Origin of the sequence: Corynebacterium sp. CMW7794, assembly GCF_001563605.1 — a bacterium.
In the GTDB taxonomy this organism is placed as follows: Bacteria; Actinomycetota; Actinomycetes; order Mycobacteriales; family Mycobacteriaceae; genus Corynebacterium; species Corynebacterium phoceense.
The window spans coordinates 1-16,860 of sequence record NZ_KQ961747.1; the positions used below are offsets into that span (position 1 = coordinate 1).

The 16,860-nt window shown below is 59.3% G+C and carries 9 protein-coding genes; 2 read left to right on the forward strand and 7 right to left on the reverse strand.

The window, feature by feature from the left end:
- Together HMPREF3227_RS08010 and HMPREF3227_RS08015 are read right to left on the reverse strand one after the other, a co-directional pair.
- The coding region (locus HMPREF3227_RS08010) for a Rib/alpha-like domain-containing protein (RefSeq protein ID WP_304438319.1) at nucleotides 1–2,077 on the reverse strand (2,077 nt) is incomplete at its 3' end.
- 601 nt (nucleotides 2,078–2,678) lie between these two features.
- On the reverse strand, nucleotides 2,679–3,968 hold the full coding sequence (locus HMPREF3227_RS08015; protein WP_066488946.1) for an adenylosuccinate synthase: 1,290 nt from the start codon (nucleotides 3,966–3,968) through the stop codon (nucleotides 2,679–2,681).
- A gap of 703 nt (nucleotides 3,969–4,671) precedes the next feature.
- On the opposite strand from HMPREF3227_RS08015, the gene HMPREF3227_RS13315 reads away from it, so the two are divergent.
- The gene (locus tag HMPREF3227_RS13315) at nucleotides 4,672–4,830 is read left to right on the forward strand and encodes a hypothetical protein (RefSeq protein ID WP_154666875.1); all 159 of its coding nucleotides are present in this window, start codon (nucleotides 4,672–4,674) and stop codon (nucleotides 4,828–4,830) included.
- A 740-nt stretch (nucleotides 4,831–5,570) separates the two neighbouring features.
- Here the strand turns inward: HMPREF3227_RS13315 and gltS are convergent.
- On the reverse strand, nucleotides 5,571–6,791 hold the full coding sequence (gene gltS, locus HMPREF3227_RS08020; RefSeq protein WP_066488940.1) for a sodium/glutamate symporter: 1,221 nt from the start codon (nucleotides 6,789–6,791) through the stop codon (nucleotides 5,571–5,573).
- 216 nt (nucleotides 6,792–7,007) lie between these two features.
- Between gltS and HMPREF3227_RS08025 the strand changes: the two genes are divergently transcribed.
- Nucleotides 7,008–7,895, forward strand: a complete 888-nt coding sequence (locus HMPREF3227_RS08025; protein WP_066511967.1) for a hypothetical protein — start codon at nucleotides 7,008–7,010, stop codon at nucleotides 7,893–7,895.
- A gap of 334 nt (nucleotides 7,896–8,229) precedes the next feature.
- Here the strand turns inward: HMPREF3227_RS08025 and HMPREF3227_RS08030 are convergent, their stop codons facing one another.
- The 4 genes from HMPREF3227_RS08030 to HMPREF3227_RS08045 form a co-directional block, all read right to left on the reverse strand.
- Nucleotides 8,230–12,342, reverse strand: a complete 4,113-nt coding sequence (locus HMPREF3227_RS08030; protein ID WP_156452985.1) for a hypothetical protein — start codon at nucleotides 12,340–12,342, stop codon at nucleotides 8,230–8,232.
- Nucleotides 12,343–12,957: 615 nt separating this feature from the next.
- Nucleotides 12,958–14,151: an FUSC family protein gene (locus HMPREF3227_RS08035; protein ID WP_066511976.1), complete on the reverse strand. Its 1,194-nt coding sequence runs from the start codon at nucleotides 14,149–14,151 to the stop codon at nucleotides 12,958–12,960.
- A gap of 161 nt (nucleotides 14,152–14,312) precedes the next feature.
- On the reverse strand, nucleotides 14,313–15,347 hold the full coding sequence (gene fbaA / locus HMPREF3227_RS08040; RefSeq protein WP_066488920.1) for a class II fructose-bisphosphate aldolase: 1,035 nt from the start codon (nucleotides 15,345–15,347) through the stop codon (nucleotides 14,313–14,315).
- Between the two features lie 258 nt (nucleotides 15,348–15,605).
- A complete protein-coding gene (locus tag HMPREF3227_RS08045; protein ID WP_066488919.1) occupies nucleotides 15,606–16,796 on the reverse strand; it encodes a glycoside hydrolase family 76 protein in 1,191 nt (396 codons plus the stop codon).
- Between the last annotated feature and the right edge of the window lie 64 nt (nucleotides 16,797–16,860).

The following is a 16,860-nucleotide window of genomic DNA, read 5'->3' on the forward strand; positions in this document are numbered from 1 at the left end:
TATCATCCGCATACTTCGGATCCACAGAATCCGTCGTGGGCTTCAAGTTGAAATCGGCGTTCACTGTGCGATTCACGACGGTATCCGTGCCAGGAATCGTCCAAGTTGCGGTGACCGCAACCTGCGTCTCGCCCTTAACCTGTTTATCTTTAGGCCAAGTGATTACGCCCGTATCCGGGTCGATCGTAACGCCGAGCTTCTCTGCTGCCGCAGGATCCGAGAAGGCGAACTTAGCACCTTGCGGAATCGTCTCAGTCTTATCCGTGTTCGGATTATCGAATTTGGGAGTCGAAGTGAGAGCCTTCAAACCTGCGGTTCCCGTGACCGTTGGGTAATCGATGTATGCCGGATCAGCCAGGAAAGAGTCCGCGAGAAGCACGGTACCAGTTGCTTTACCAGAAGCATCAGCAGCAAAAACCTGCGACGAATAGACAGTTGCCTTTGCAAGGTCCTCCGGAACCGTGAACGGAACTGACTCGAGCGTGCCTGATTCGTTGGCCTTTACTGTCTTCGAAGCACCGCCAATAGCAACGCCATCTGCGTACCACTGGATAACGTAGTCATTGAACGGGTTCAGTCCAGTAGTCGTGTTGACCGCAGTGTCTCCCGGACCCGCAATCCGACTCGACAGATCATAGTTCGTGATGTCATGCATCGGATTTGCAGTGAACACAGCGAATTTGACGTTCGAAATATTGTAGGATTCCAGTGCGTTAACAGCGGTAGCAAGCTCAGGCGACTGGAACATATTGTTCTGGAACGAGTTCATCCACACATCGCGGTCGCCCTCGATCACAGGGTACACGTACAAGTAATCCGAGTTGATGTGGCGATGCTTTTGGCCGACCGTGCCATTCCACTTCATCAGGCTGCCATGATCAACGTCCGAGTCCGGCACAACGGTACCGTATTCCTCATCAGAGATCGTGTGGGAAATGGAGGCTCCGGAGTTTTGCTTATCGCGAGACACGCCATACAGGCCATTGAATGGAATGTAGTAGTCGCCGTTCGAAGCCACAGTTGCAACAACCGATTCTGCGATAGCGGACCCAGCACCGTTTTCCGCCTCGTAGTCAGCGACAATCTGCTTCTGAGCTGACGCAAACTCGTCAGGAGTGAAGCCAGCATTGGCATCCTTCCAAGCGTCAAACTGACGGGCGACCTCATCATTTACGTAAGACCCAACAACCTTCGTATCCGTGGCCGCGCGGTCGTTGAACTCTGTGTCCTTGTAGTACTGGTTGGCCAGCGTTCCGCCAGCCTCGCGGTTTTCCCACCAGACGTTACCGCGAACAGTACCGTATTTACCGGTGTTTTTACCGGCTTCGGTTCGCTGTGCCTCCGGCTTAGCAAGCCAACCGTCAACGTTCGGCTTCTCCTCGAAGACAACCATGCTGTTGACGACGCGGTTAATGCCGGCAGTGAAGTCCCAAGACTCATTCTTACGAGAAAGTCTGCCGTGGAAACGGCCAGCCATCATGTCACCGGTCTTAACCTGCATAAGGCGCGCCGGGTCGGGATTCTCAGCCCACGTACGAAGCTGAAACTTACTGTCTCCTGCAAGGTCAAACCCGTACTCTCCGCCATTAGCGTCCTTCACCGGCTTGGAAAGGTCAAAGACAAACTTGCCCTCAGAATCAGACACCGTGTAGTACACCGGCGAAACGACGCCCTGTCCATTGATCCACTGCAGGAAGACCTTCACACCTGGCATGAGGACATCGTCGCCGTTGCGGGCACCAAGACCGCCACCGTACTGCTTAAAGACCTCACCCTGGTACCCCTGCTTCTGACCCCAGACACCGTCAGCACGAATGGCCGTGGCTTCAGAAGAACCCGGCATATCTGCAGGGGTGTTGTTAGCTGCATCAGTAGCAGCATCCTGTGCAACAGCAGCAGGCACGGTATCAATCATGTTCGGTACAACAACCGTACCGGTCGCGGCGATGGCGAAAGCAGCACCGCCAGCGATGAGATTACGCATACGGCCCTTGAAGCCGAGACCCTGGAGAGCCAACGCAGACGTACTGCGCGGAGCCTGGGAAGCATCAAAATTAAACTTCAACAGAAAATCCATTCCTAGAAAGACGAATAGGGGAACCTAGATCACCGCGAGCGAAGTAGGACGGCGGATAATCCAAGTGGAATTTCGATACCAGCAAGAGAGCGGCAGTGTCCCTAAGATAAGCACTTAGAAACTCTCACGAAATACCTAGAAACAATCCTAAGGTGGATTCACAGGTTCCACCACTACCCCCCACATCCAGCCAATGGATTCCGCGTGAAATTACAGCTTTTATGCGCAGTTATTGAGAGAAAGGCCAGCTCACAAGGTACCACTGCCGAGAGAGCACTTAATTGTGATATTGCCCACATATTAGATAGTATCTGAGGATTCCATGCCAGAGGCCTTTTACCCTTTGGTCTAGTTGGTGATTGTTGTTGAAAAATATAACCGCCAAAGAGGCAACTGTTGTGAACACGGACCTTTTTGAAACTTCCCCACCTAACCCCCGCACGGCGTTGAAGTGTTCTATTTTCGGGGGAAAATACCCGTGTGACACACTCAGGCCGATTTTCTCTAAGGTTTATCTCAGCAATCGGAAACCTGAAGGCATGCAAAATCCCCCGCCGCGCCCGCAGAAACGCGGGGCGACGAGGGCATCGGAAAGCTGAGGTTAGTCCGCCAGGATGTCGTGGCGCACGATGGTCTGGTCGCGGCCGGGGCCGACGCCGATGTAGGAGAAGCGGGCGCCGGAAAGCTCCTCAAGGCGCAGGACGTAGTCCTGAGCCTTCTGCGGGAGCTCTTCGAAGGTCGTGCAGTCGGTGATGTCCTCATCCCAGGCCGGCATGGTCTCGTAGATCGGGACGGCGTGGTGGAAGTCAGACTGGGTCATGGGCATCTCGTCGAAGCGCTTGCCGTCGACGTCGTAGGCCACGCAGATCGGGATCTCACCGATGCCGGTGAGCACGTCGAGCTTGGTGAGGAAGTAGTCCGTGAAGCCATTGACGCGGGTGGCGTAGCGTGCGACGACGGAGTCGTACCACCCGCAGCGGCGCTTGCGGCCGGTGTTGACGCCCACCTCGCCGCCGGTGGTCTGCAGGTACTCGCCCCACTTATCGTGCAGCTCCGTGGGGAACGGGCCGGCACCGACGCGGGTAGTGTAAGCCTTGATGATGCCCAGGGCGTGCGTGATGCGAGTCGGACCGATGCCGGAGCCCACGGACGCGCCACCGGCGGTCGGGTTGGAGGAGGTCACGAACGGGTAGGTGCCGTGGTCCACGTCGAGCATGGTGGCCTGGCCGCCCTCCATGAGGATGTGCTTGCCCTCGTCCATCGCCTTGTTGAGCTCAAGCTCCGCGTCGATGACCATGGGGCGCAGGCGGTCCGCGTACTGCAGGAAGTACTCCGCGATCTGGTCAGCGTCGATGGCCTTGCGGTTGTACATCTTCACCAGCATCTGGTTCTTGATGTCGAGCGCAGACTCGATCTTCTGGCGCAGGATGGACTCATCGAAGACGTCCTGGACGCGCAGGCCGATGCGAGCAACCTTGTCAGCGTACGTCGGGCCAATGCCGCGGCCGGTGGTGCCAATGGCGCGCTTGCCCAGGAAGCGCTCCTGCACGCGGTCGAGCGTCTGGTGGTACGGCGCAACGAGGTGCGCGTTGGCGGAGATGCGCAGACGAGAAGCATTTGCGCCGCGGGCCTCAAGGCCGTCGATCTCGTCGAAGAGGGCCTCAAGGTTGATAACCGTGCCGTTGCCCAGGACCGGGGTGGCGTTCTCGGAGAGGATGCCGGCCGGAAGGAGCTTGAGCTCATACTTCTCGCCGCCGACGACCACGGTGTGGCCCGCATTGTTACCGCCGTTGGGCTTGACCACGTAGTCCACGCGGCCACCCAGGATATCGGTGGCCTTGCCCTTGCCCTCGTCGCCCCACTGGGCGCCGACAATCACGATAGCTGCCATGTTGCTTCGTTCACTTCCCTAGCCCTGATGGGCCGATTGCGTGGGTTGCGTTTATCGTGCCGTCTCTCGACGGCCGACCGCAGCCGCTACGATCAAAATACTGCCCTATCGTACCCGGTCGCACAATAGTTTTCATTACCTGGACGCGATTATGTGGGTGTAATTACGCGTCCCAGCGAGAACCAGGCAGCGACTACCGTCGCCGGCGGGCCCATAAAAGTTCTCAAGCTTGGCAACCTCAGCCCACCACATCTGTTCTCACTGTTGCGCGTTTGCGCCAGGTGGAAGAAGGTAAAGCCGCTCTGCCAAGCTATAGAACCCACGGCCTAGGCGGCGCGGCAGATGTCTAGTCACAACCATCGCCGAGGACATTCCACATTTCTTGCGCCCATCTTCAGACTCCGTCCAAACAACAAGCTCAAGAATCTTAGCGATGGCCGCGCGGTCAGCCGGGTTATCCATCGAAATGGTCGCTGCTCCATGGCGGCAGTTGGTCGCAGGGGTCGACATGACCGTGCGCCTTACCCATCTATTTTTCTGTAATCTGGCCCGCGAGAGCGCAAGCTCTCCCCTTCTGACGGTGCTGTCAACCGGGTTTCGCCCGGGGTCTCCACCGCCATATATGGGGGTCGGGGGCCAACTGCCATCGTCAGCGCTGAGGCGTTGGGTTCCGCCTACCTGATGGAGGGAGGTGAGATGACACATGTCCGCTTCTAATTCGCAGCCGCCTGAGGGCGACAAGGATAAGAAGAAGGCCTGGAAGAAGTTCGCGGGAACGATCTTCGCCCAGGCCCTCGGGACGCTGGCAGCCACTGGCCTGCACGATACTATCGAGCAGGTCTGGCACTGGCTGACTAGCTAGTCTCACTGGAAAGTCCCGGGATCTTTACCAGGAACCGGGGCTTTCCGCTGTTTTGGCGTGACAATCCGGCGGCGAGCTTTCATGTCACGGCCCAGCTTACCGGCCACGCGAAGCCGATTCAACGCCTCACTCCTTGCAACTTTGTGTAATCTGGCCCGCGAGAGCGCAAGCTCTCCCCTTTTGACGGTACTGTCAACCGGGGTCGCCCGGGGTCCCCACCGCCATATATGGGGGTCGGGGCCGTTGTTTTTCTTCGCACCGCCAGGTGCGGAGTTCCACCTACCTGACGGAGGGAGGTGAGATGACACATCTCCACTTCTGACTCTCAGCCGCCTGAGCGTGGCAAGGATAAGAAGAAGGCCCTGACTGCGATTGTTACCACAATCGCAACCAAGCCCCTCGGGACGCTGGCAGCCACTGGCCTGCACGATACTATCGAGCGGGTCTGGAACTGGCTGACTAGCTAGTCTCACCGAAAGCCTCGGCGACTTTTAGGAGGAACCGGGGCTTTCGCCTGTTTTGGCGTGACAATCCGGCGGCGAGCTTTCATGTAACGACCTCGTCTACCGGCCGCGCATAGCCAATTCAATGAGCGCCGACCGAGCACAAATAAAGATGGTGTGAGGCAGATGGTGTATTTGTCTCATTTGAGGGTGAAATACACCATCTGGCTCACACCATTTACGCCTGTTCAGCTGCGCTTGACTCCACGAGACGTCAGCCGGCACCGGAGACGAGTACTACGCAAAGTTGAGGAAGCCCAGAATAATGAACAAGTTGGTGAAGTCGATGAACATGCCGCCGACGATGGGCACGATGAAGAAGGCGAGCGGGGAAGGTTTGAACTTGGTGGTGACGGATTCCATGTTGGCCATGCCGTTGGGGGTGGCACCCATGCCGAAGCCGACCTGGCCGGCGACGAGCACGGCGGCATCGTAGTTCTTGCCCATAACGCGGAAGGTAATGAAGTACGCGGCGGTGGCCATGAGGATGACCTGGCCGAGGAGAAGGACGAGAAGGGGCACGGCGACATCGGCAAGCTCCCACAGGCGGACGTTCATCAGCGCCATAGCCAGGAAGATGTTGAGGCCCACGGTGCCCACGATTTCGACTTCCTGGACGGGCACGAGTTCTTCGTATTCGCGCTGCTCGTACTTATCGTTGATATAGCGGAAGAAGACGGCCACGAGCATGGTGCCCAGGTAGACGGGGAAGGCGGCCTTTTCCGTGAAGGTGCCGACCCACGTGTTGAGGAAGTCCGTGATGAAGGAGCCGATGAACATGGCGAGCAGGATCACGATGAACGCGTGCATAATTCGGTCCTGGCGCAGCTTGCGTACGCCCTGCTCGAGAAGAGAGGTGTCGATGTGGACCTTCTCCGACTCCTGCTTGTGGAGCTGGTGCTTGAGGATGAGGCGATTAGCGATGGGGCCGCCCAGGAGGGAGCCGGCCACGAGTCCGAACGTCGCGGAGGTGTAGGCGACGGTCTCTGCACCCGTGACGCCGGATTCCTCCACGAGCGGGGAAATCGCGCCGGACACGCCGTGGCCACCAGTCATGGACACCGAGCCCGTCATGAGCGCGAGGTCCTTGGACACACCCACGAGCGGCGCGAGGAGCACGGCCACGAGATCCTGGAAGAAGCACAGCACCGTACACAGCACGAGGAAGACCATGACCTTCGGGCCGGCCTTCTTGAGCATCTTGATGGAGGCGCCATAGCCCACCGAGGTAAAGAAGATGACCATAAAGAAGGACTGAACGGTCACGTCGAACGTGATATTCGCCAGCCCGGTCTGGCGCAGGATCAGATTGATGATGGCAAACAAAAAGCCGCCGATAACCGGCGACGGAATGGCAAAGCGCTCAAAGAAGTAGATACGCCTTTTGAGCCACATGCCAATGATGAGCACGACGATGGAAAAACCCACCGACTGAATGAGAGAAAATTCGATATCCATATATACCTCAGGCCTTCTTGGGGTTAGAACTCAAGGTTGCGAGCGCGACAGCGCCCCGCTTAGCGCAACAAAAGGGGGCAATGTAACTGGGCCAGTTTACCGTTACGTGGCCCAAACAACTAACTCACGCATGTGTGGGCGCCGCGACTGAATCACCCCCGCCCACATTTTGTAGGCTTAAAACTCACTACTCATATTTCATCCAAGGGGTCTTTCATGACGTACCTCGTCCTGCGCTGCGGCACCGACGCACCGCTTCCCGCTTCCTTACCCAAGGACGCTCACGTCCACGATCTTTCCGCGATCCCCACCCGCCAGGAACTCAAGGTCATGGATGCCCTCGCGACAGAGATTCTCCCGGAGGACCCCACGCCCTCGCTCGACGAGATTGCCGCGCAGCCCGACGTCTCTCACCTCGGCACCCCGCAGCTCGCCCCGCAGCCCATACCGGAGCCCCTGCGCACCGTCGTTGTCGGCACGGACGCTGCGCTGTCTGCCGTTCTCACGCGCGCCATGCGCGCGGACTACATGTGGGTCGAGTTCGGCTTCGTGCCCGCCCAGCTTGCCGATGCCCCCTCTACCCCAGCCTCCGCCTCCACCGCCGCCCACAACTGGGGACTGCCCACCGATGCCGAGGCCGCATGGTCCGTGGCCCTCACCGCACCCGTGCGTCCCGTGCCTCTCATCCGCAACGACTCCGGCCTCGCCATCGCTGGTTCCGCGGCCATCTGTTCCTGGGATGGCGGCGAAATCACCGGCGAAATCATCGTCGATGACGCCGTGCTCGTGCGCCAGGAAGCCGGCGCCGGCGCGTGGGGCACTCGTCTCGTGCCCATGCTCGACGCCCCCGGTATCGTCGCCGCCACAGCGCTCGGTCCCCTCTACGGCGAGCCACCCGCTCCCAAGGGCTTCCTCGCGCGTCTGCGGAACCGGCACACGCCGGAACCCGGTGCCCTCGACCACGAGAGTGTGCGCACCGGACGCGCGGTCCAAGCCGGCGGCACCGAGATGCGCGTCGTCGTCGACGGCGTTTCTGCCAAGCGGCCCGTGGACCGCGTGACGTTCTACCGCCACCTGCGCGACCTTCAAATCGCACGACCCTAACCGCGGTCTAGGCAACGCTCGCCAGTTCGCGCGACTCAGCCACACGCGGCTCGCGCTTGTCGCCGCGCGCCTTGCACCCGCCGCAGCCCTCCTCACCGACGACGGGCAAAGGTAGTCACTAGCACCGTCGCGGTGGCCGCCCCTCACTGAAGCGTGCACGGCGCGCCACTTCACACGAAAAAGACGAATACTCACTTCCCGGGAAACCGTTTACACCGGGTTGTGAGTATTCGTCTTTTTATGAGTGGTTAGCCCTGTCAGCGAGCCTCAGGGCCCTCACGCCAGGGGCGTGAGCCCTAGCTCCGAGGAGCCGGGGCTTTCGCCGTGCGGCTGACTACTTCTCAGTTGCGTTGGAAGCAGAGGAACCCTCGCCGCCAGCCGCCTGCTGGATAGCGTGGGAAGAGGTGTACTCCTCCGCGCCGCAGGCACGCATGACGCCGTCAGCGAGCAGCAGACCGATGCCCACGGCAGCGGTGCCGGCAAGGATGAGACCAGCGTTCTCAGTGCCCTGAACCTTCACGCCACCGCCGAGGGCTCCCTCGATAGCGCGGGAGATATCACGGTTGAAAATGCCCAGCTGGCGCTGCGCCTGCGTGTTGAAGTCGCGCAGAGCGCCATTGATCTGGTTGGAGAACTGGTCTACGCCCGGCAGCTGGATTTTCACCTGGGAAGCGAGACCCAGCGGGATGAGAGCCAGCAGCGGCAGGCCTGCAGCCAAGCCAGTAGCAATACACGTCGGGTTCGAGGAACCCTCGTTGTCCTTGCCGGAGGAACCGTTGTCGGTCTGGGTGCCGCCATTGTTGTTGTTATTGTCCTCGTCGCCGCCCTTCTTGTCCGGGGTGACGTCCGTCGTGGACTCCTTGACAACCTGGCCGCTACGGTCGATGACCACGACGATGACATTGTTACCGCCGCTGAGTTCCTTCAGCTTGTCCTGCGTAAGGATGTTGCCGTCCTTGTCGCGGAGAACGATGGTGCCATCAGACTTACGCTCGATGACGATGTCGAGCTTGTTGCCATTCTGGTCACGGACGACGGCGGACTCGCCGTCCTTAACCACAATCGTGGAGCCGTTGTTGTCAACAACAACGCCGTCCTTGGAGATGCCACCCTTGTTGTCGGTCTTCACATCATCGGTGGAGATGGTGCCATCCGGGCGAACCGTGATGGTGATTTCGCGGACGACATTGCCGTCCTTGTCCTTCTCAGCCACGACGGCGATACCCGAGCCGGCACCGTCCTTCTTGGTGATGATGATTTCGCCGGTCTTCGGATCCTTCGTGACGGTGATGAGGTCCTTGCCCTGAGTCACCTCGACAGCACCGGAGTTCGGAGCCTTGTCCGAACCATTGATGGTGATCTTGCCGGAGGAGATAACGTCAGAGTCCTTGTCGATGACGATGTTGCCACCCTTGCCTGGCTGTGCGGCATCGTTCTTCTTAAGAACCGTGACGTTGTAGTGAGCAACGACGGTGCCGTCAGCAGTGGTCTCTTCAACAACCACGAGGCCTTCTGCGCCATCGTTCGGATCGAGGGTCCAGGTGCCATTGGAGTTCTTGTCGATCTTCGCGATGTTACCGCCGGAGGTGATCTTCAGCGTGTGGTCGCTCGCGCCCGGGGTCACAACAACGGTTGAGGTGTTCCAAATGTTCGCGTAGTTCTCCTTGACCGTGGTCTTCTCGGCCGGAGTCACGTTGATGGTGTACTCCTTCAGCACGGTGCCGTTGGAGCTGCGTTCCTCGACCACGATCTTGCCGGAGGTAGCGCCGTTAGGCAGCTTGGTCACGACGTGGAAGACACCCTCAGAAATTTCCTTGACGTCGTAGAACTCAGAGCCTTCCTTGACAACCAGAGTGGTGTTGGAGCCACCGCGGTTGATGGTGAGCTCGGTCTTCTCGGTGACGGTCTTGGTGTCCTTGACGACGGTGCCCTCGGTGACGTTCACGATGTAGCGAACGAGAACGTTGCCGCGTGCGTCGCGCTCTTCGATGTACGCCGTGCCCTTGGCGTCCTTCTTCGGGGTGACCTTACCGGTGTTGACATCGACATCGATGACGTCGCTGGAGGAGATCTCCTTGCCGTTCTCATCAACGAGAACGATGACGTTGGTGGTCTCGCCCTTGTTGATGGTGAAACCCGGGTGGGTGTTCGGAATGGTGACGACCTGCTCTGCGACATCGAGGTAGCGAGCGGTCGGCTCAACGTTGACCTTGTAGGTGATGGTGGAACCACCCTGGAGAGTGACCTCGAACTCGATGGTGCCCTTCGCACCCTTGACTGGAACGACCTCGAAACCGCCCGGAACCTGGATGACATCGGCGATGGTCGTGTCAACGTTGGTCTTGGTGATCGTGCCGACGATGTCGGTGCGGGACACCTGGTAGGTCTGGTTGTCCTTGATGGTGACCTCAACGTTGTTGTTGGCCACCTCAGTGGTGTCTTCCTTGGCCGGCGTCACGGTCACGTGAATGGTGATGGTGTTGCCCTTGGCATCCTTGAGGACGATGTCGGTCTTGCCAACAAAGCCGTCGACCGGGGTGACAACGAGACGGCCGTTTTCCAGGGTGACGGTGACCTTGTCAGACTCGTAGGAGTCGACCTTGTAGTCGCCGGTGACGGTGAGGGTGAACTTGTGCTTATCCGTGTTGTTGGCCGAGTTGCCCTCAATCGTGATGTTCTGCTCGAGCTGGGAGACCTGGGTATCGTTGTAGGTGACGTTGACCGTCACGCGACCGATGACCTTACCGTCCTTGTCCTTGACAATGACGATCGCGGTGCCGGACTGGCCGTCCTTCGGGGTGATCTTGCCGTTGTTGTCAACGGAGATGATCGTGCCACCCTGCTCGACCTCGTAGGTCACTGCGCCGTCGATAACGATGGTGCCGGTCTGTTTCTGGTTATCGCTGTGCTCCAGGTTGATGTTCAGTTCCTGGACCTTCGTCGGCTCCGTCACAACGATGGTGTAGGTTCCGATGACCTTGCCATTGTTATCGGTGATGTTGATGACGACGGTACCGCCGGAGGTGCGGTCCGGATTCACCTTGACGGCGCCGTTTTCGATAATGACGAGCGGGTTGCCGTTCTTATCCTTGTTGGAGTCGTTGACGATGACGATCTTGCCATCGATGAGCTTGGTGGACTCGCCATCACCGATCTTGATGATGTAGTTGTTGACCTCGGTGGAGGTGTTCGAGCCACCGTCAACGTTGATGGTGATCTTATGCTCGTTGCCCTTCTTGTCAGTGATGACAACGACAACGGTGCCAGAGGTCTTGCCGTTCTTGCCGATGACAACGAGCTTGCCGTTCTCATCGACCTTAACGTCGAAGTCCTCGCCGCCCTCGACGATCTTGACGTCACCCTGGTTGTGAGACCATTCGAAGTTCAGGTCGATCGAGCCGCCGTTGGAGACGTTCGAGTAGTTGTAGTAGTTCGTAATGTTGGTTACGTTCTTCACGACGGTCGTCGGCTCGGCCGGAACGGTGATGACTTCCTTGGTGGTCTTCTCGTTCGTGACCGTCTCAGTGACGCGCTCGGTGATGTTCGGCTTGGTGACCGTCACGGTCTCAACAGCAGTGGTCGGAACATCCTTGGTCACCGTGGTCGGGACGGCCTGGGTGACGGTGGTTGGCTGGGCCGGGGTGGTTTCCGGGGTCGGCTGCGGCGGGTTTTCCTTGATACCCGGCTGGTACGGGGTCAGAATGCGCTGGGTGTATTTCTTCGCATAGTTGGGGTCGCCCTTGGTGTTCGTAGCGAAGAGCTGGAAGCCCTTCGGTGCACCAATCGTGATGTAGGCAGACTTGTCGTAGGTCTTCGCCGGCTGGCCCACAGAAGAGAGGTTGTTCTTGTTGTCGATGGTGTAGCCGGTCAGCTCCTTGAAGCGAGCGAGGTGGTTATTGTAACCACCGGTGTAGTCACTGAATACGCCCCTGACCGCAGCGCGAAGCTGGCGGATTTCTCCATTGTAGGAACCTGCAAGCGCACGGACGAAGAGCTGGTACTCCTTAGCCTTGTCCAGATCGCCAGACTCGTAGCCGTCGGACATGCCCTCGGCAAGGGTCAGGAGGGCGTTGCGCAGCTGCGTCGACTCAGCGTTATCTGCATAGAGGTCAACGATGCGGCTTCCATCGCTGGAGGTCCACACGGCGTGGGTCATCTTGCCAAGGTCGTAGTTCGCAGTGGGAGCAGGTATGTTCGACGCACCGTCGATGCACCAGCCCCAGCCCAGGTTGCCGGTCTTGGCCAGGCCTGCATTGGACAGCTCGGAGCCGAGGTACTTGTCACCATCCTGGACGGCCTTGAAGTTGTCCGCGGACCGCACGGAAATACCGGACTCGGCCAGCGCGGCCGGAGCAGTGACAACCACGGTGCTCGTAGCCATGGCACCGACCATGAAGGCGGTGATGGCGTTACGACCCAGGCGCTGGGTCATAGAAAGACGCTTCATTTTTTTGAAAAACTCCCTAAAAGATCTGAATTGAAACCCAGCTCGCGTGACGGTTACACACAGCTAAGCCCAAACTGCAGGAGCGAGGCTACCAAACAAACCAAGAGCAATCTAATAGGATCTCACCAGAAACTTATGATTGTTGACGTGTCAAATTGAAGATTGAAATGTGCAACTCGGAGTAACCGCAGGTCAGTAGGCACATCCACTTCGTTAAACATCTGAGGCAATTTTATTACGCATTTTCTTTTATATTCATGGTCACATTTCCGAGTCGCAGAATTCACATGGACTTTACTTTCACGAAGTGTGTATACCACCCACTTCACCGGTTAAGCAGCACTTTTCGGCCAGAATCATAGCCATAATGGCACGTGTACCTTTTTCGATAGATTCATACGGACTCATATCTATCCCCCCTCCCTACCTCTCGTGGAGCACAAAGCATCGACACAGGTCAACCGTCCAATTAGTTCTGCAACAGAAAGGGAGATAATCGTCCTACAAACCGTGAAGACCTTAAAATCATGCCGATGCTATCGCGCCGCAATAATCGTATAAGGCAACTACTTACAATTATCTTAGTTTTAATCCGCAGGGAAAATACAGGTTCGGCTATTCGCCGTGTACCTCGGGCGGATAGGCGGGGTGTTCCGACGTCGGTTGGAGCGCCGCCACCGCGGATTCGCGCGACATGCCGCAGACCATGAGCAGATCGACGGTGATGGAGCGCGTCTGCGCGAGGATGGCGTAGGCCGAGAGCACGTGGGTGTCTGCCACGACGTCCATTCCGGCGCGCGCTGCGATGGAGCGCAACTGGTGGATGGTTTCGGGAATGATTTCTGCTTCGTGGAGCCGCTGCTCCCGTGCAGACTCGGAGTAGAGGGCGCCAAGGGCTTGGGCGGCATCGGAAAGCTCTTCGATGAGTTCCAACTGGACGGGTGAGACGTGGTCGCCATCCTCGGCGAGGACGCGCGCGCGGCGCGCCAGGACGCGAACGCCGCGCACAGCATTGTCCACCGGGGACAAGGTGCGCTCGAGCGACCGAATACTGCGCTTCGACGCCCAGAGGAAGGGCGAAACCTTTGCTGTCTCTTTGCCGCCCTTCGCGGCGGCGAGCATCTTATTGATATCGGCCTGGGTGCCGCGGACGGCGTCGAGGGCGTCACGAATGCCCTCGGGGTCGTCCTTGCGGAGGCCTTGAGCGACATCGGAAAGCACAGAGCTCGCGACGCGCAGGACCTTGGAGACTTCCCCGCGGCCGGCACGCAGCGGTGAATTAGGAATAAGCGCAATCATGACCACGCCGATGACGGCGCCGATGACTGCGTCGATGGCGCGGGAAAGGCCGCCCATCTCCTCCGGCGGCATGATGGTGGCGATAAGGATGGCGCCGATAGTGATTTGGTTGCTCACCAGCTGCGAACTCGTCACAAAGGACGCAATAAGTAAGGAGACGCCAATGATGATGGTCATGTGGATAGGGCCTGTGCCGAGAGTGTCGACGAGGAAAGTGCCCACGATGACGCCGATGATGCCGCCGACGGAGAGCTCGATGGCGCGCTTGAGGCGGTCACTGCCGGACAGGCCGAGAATGATGATAACCGACATCGGCGCGAAGAACGGCTGCGAGTGACCAAAGAAGCTGTGCGCAACGAAGAAGGCCAGGCCGGCGCCCAGCGTGATCTGCAGAATGTAGACGAAGCGGTTGCGCAGGCGGCCAAAACGAGCTTTGAGCGACTTATCCACCGTGCGCAAGGTTTCGCGGGTGGTCTGTCGCACGCGGGAAGGTTGTTTCTCAGTCGCCATGATGCCTGATTTTAGCGGTCATGCCGTGGCGCGACAGCGGGTTATGGTCCTAAGGGTGTGGTGGCAGAAAAAGCCTCCGCACCACGGCCCGATGATGAGCCGCGGTGCGGAGGTATTCAGGAGGTGTCAGCAGCGCTTACCGCTGTGACGAGTCGTGCGTTTTACTTGGAGACCGTCTTGCCCACGGAGTGGAGGTCGGTGCAGGCCTCAACAACGCGCTCGGACATGCCCTGCTCGGCCTTCTTCATGTAAGAACGCGGGTCGTAGACCTTCTTGTTGCCCACCTCGCCGTCGATCTTGAAGACACCGTCGTAGTTCTCGAACATGTGGCGAGCAACCGGGTTGGTGAAGGCGTACTGGGTGTCGGTGTCGACGTTCATCTTCACAACACCGTAGGACAGAGCCTGCTCGATCTTCTCCTTCTCGGAGCCGGAGCCACCGTGGAAGACGAAGTCGAACGGCTGAGCGTCAGCGTCAAGGCCGAGCTTAGCGATAGCAGCCTTCTGGCCCTCGTCCAGAACCTCCGGGCGCAGCTTGACGTTGCCCGGCTTGTAGACGCCGTGGACGTTACCGAAGGTAGCGGCCAGCAGGTAGCGGCCCTTCTCGCCGGTGCCCAGTGCGTCAATGGTCTTCTCGAAGTCCTCAACGGAGGTGTAGAGGTTAGCGCCAGCCTTAGCCTGGACGCCGTCCTCCTCGCCGCCGACGACGCCGATCTCGACCTCAAGGATGATGTTGGCCTTGTGGGCCTTCTCCAGCAGCTCCTGGGCGATGACGAGGTTCTCGTCGATCGGGATAGCGGAGCCGTCCCACATGTGGGACTGGAACAGCGGGAGCTCGCCACGGTCGACGCGCTCCTGGGAGATGGCGATGAGCGGGCGGACGTACTCGTCCAGAACTTCCTTCTGGCAGTGGTCCGTGTGGAGAGCAACGTTGATGCCGTAGTGCTTGGCTGCCTCGTACGCGAACGCTGCGAGAGCCTGGGCGCCAGCAACCTTGTTTTTCACGGACAGGCCGGAACCGAACTCCGCACCACCGGTGGAGAACTGAATGATGCCGTCAGACTCTGCCTCAGCGAAACCACGTAGTGCTGCGTTGATGGTCTCAGAGGAGGTGCAGTTGATAGCCGGGAATGCGAAGCCGCCCTTCTTGGCGGTATCCAGCATGTGGTTGTAGACCTCAGGGGTTGCGATAGGCATTGAATCATCCTTGGGTGTTCGGAGCCGATATGTTTACCCCTCCAAGTATGCCCGCGTTAAGCGGATCATGTCGACCTAATTTTTGTGACATTTGTTGTACTTTGTGCCCGATCTGTCGCTAGCTACGCAAAATCCCTGCCCACTCGCACATCTCGAGGGCACGCGGGGACAGGGAATGTGTGAAATTTCGGGTGGAAAGCCTGCATTCGGGCCACGGCGGTTGCGCCCGGTGGGTGGGCGGAGTACGGCGGCAGCCGGCTAGATGTCCAGCTCGCGATAAATCCGTGCGCAGGCCTCAAGAAGCATCCAGCCGGAAAGCTGCACGGAGAGGTCGCGTTCAGCGACGCGGATGAGGCCGACGCGCTCACTGAGGGTGGTCGAGGCGAAGCCGTAGTTGTGCGGCAGGCGGGCATCGGCAGCCCAGTCCGTGCCGAAGATGGGCAGGCCGTCGACTTCAAGGCGGTGCTCCCACGCGGACTCAGCCGAGGCACGCACGAGGCGGGCGGCGAGCTTCTTCGTCGCGCGGTTGGCCGGCGAGTCGCCCGGCAGGCGCACGGCGACGTCCGCGAGGTAGCGCGCGAGGATGCCCTTGAACAGGCCGCCGTCGCCGTCGCCGGTCACCGCGTTGAGAACGCCCGACGGCGTGGCCTGGTACGACGCTACCGCCTGGACGAGGCCGCGAATGCGAGTGAGGTACTGCATGAGGTCCTCGACGAGCTCTGCCTCGTGGACGGTGTCGATGTCTTCGAGCGAGGTAACCCCGGCACGCTCGCGCAGGTTCAGCGCGATCTCTAGGCACGCGCCTAAGACGACGCCCTGGCAGTACGGATGGATGACGCGGACGATCTCGGGGCCGTCCATGCGCATGCGCACGCCGTCCATGACGAGACCGTCATCATCGATGAGGTGGTCGTAAATCCAGTCGACGATGGTGCGTGCCTCGGCGATGCGTCCCCGGCGCGCGAGCATGATGGCGCCTGGACCGTTGGAGGGCACGTTGAGGAACGACTCCCCTTCGCGCCACGGCAGCACGCCGAGCTTCGGATCGAGACCCGCCGCGATGTTGAGCTCCAGCGCACCAAGCCGCTTGGCGCGCTTCATGTTCTTAACTTCGCCAGCACGCCCCATGGCAAGCGCCAACCACGCCTTGTCATCGTAGTAGCGGTTCTTCGTGAGCGACTCGACGTTGCGAATGCGAATGCCGCGGACAGTATCCGCGATGCGACGGCGGCGAGCCTTGGTGTTCTTACGCTCGGCGGCATCGACAAGGCAATCGAGGTAGTGCGCCTGCCACCAGTAGTGCCAGTGAATGAAGAGCTTTTCTTTGAGCGTCGGCGGCCAGGACACAACGGCGAGATTGGTGCGCGGCAGCCCCCACACCGCGGAGGCGTGGCGCTCGTTGATCGCGGTTTCCGCGAGGTCTGCGCGGTGTGCCCACGTCTCGTTCATGCGTGTCCCTTATGGTCGGTGTGAGGTTCTGCGGCACGACGGCCGCACTACAAACATCGCTATT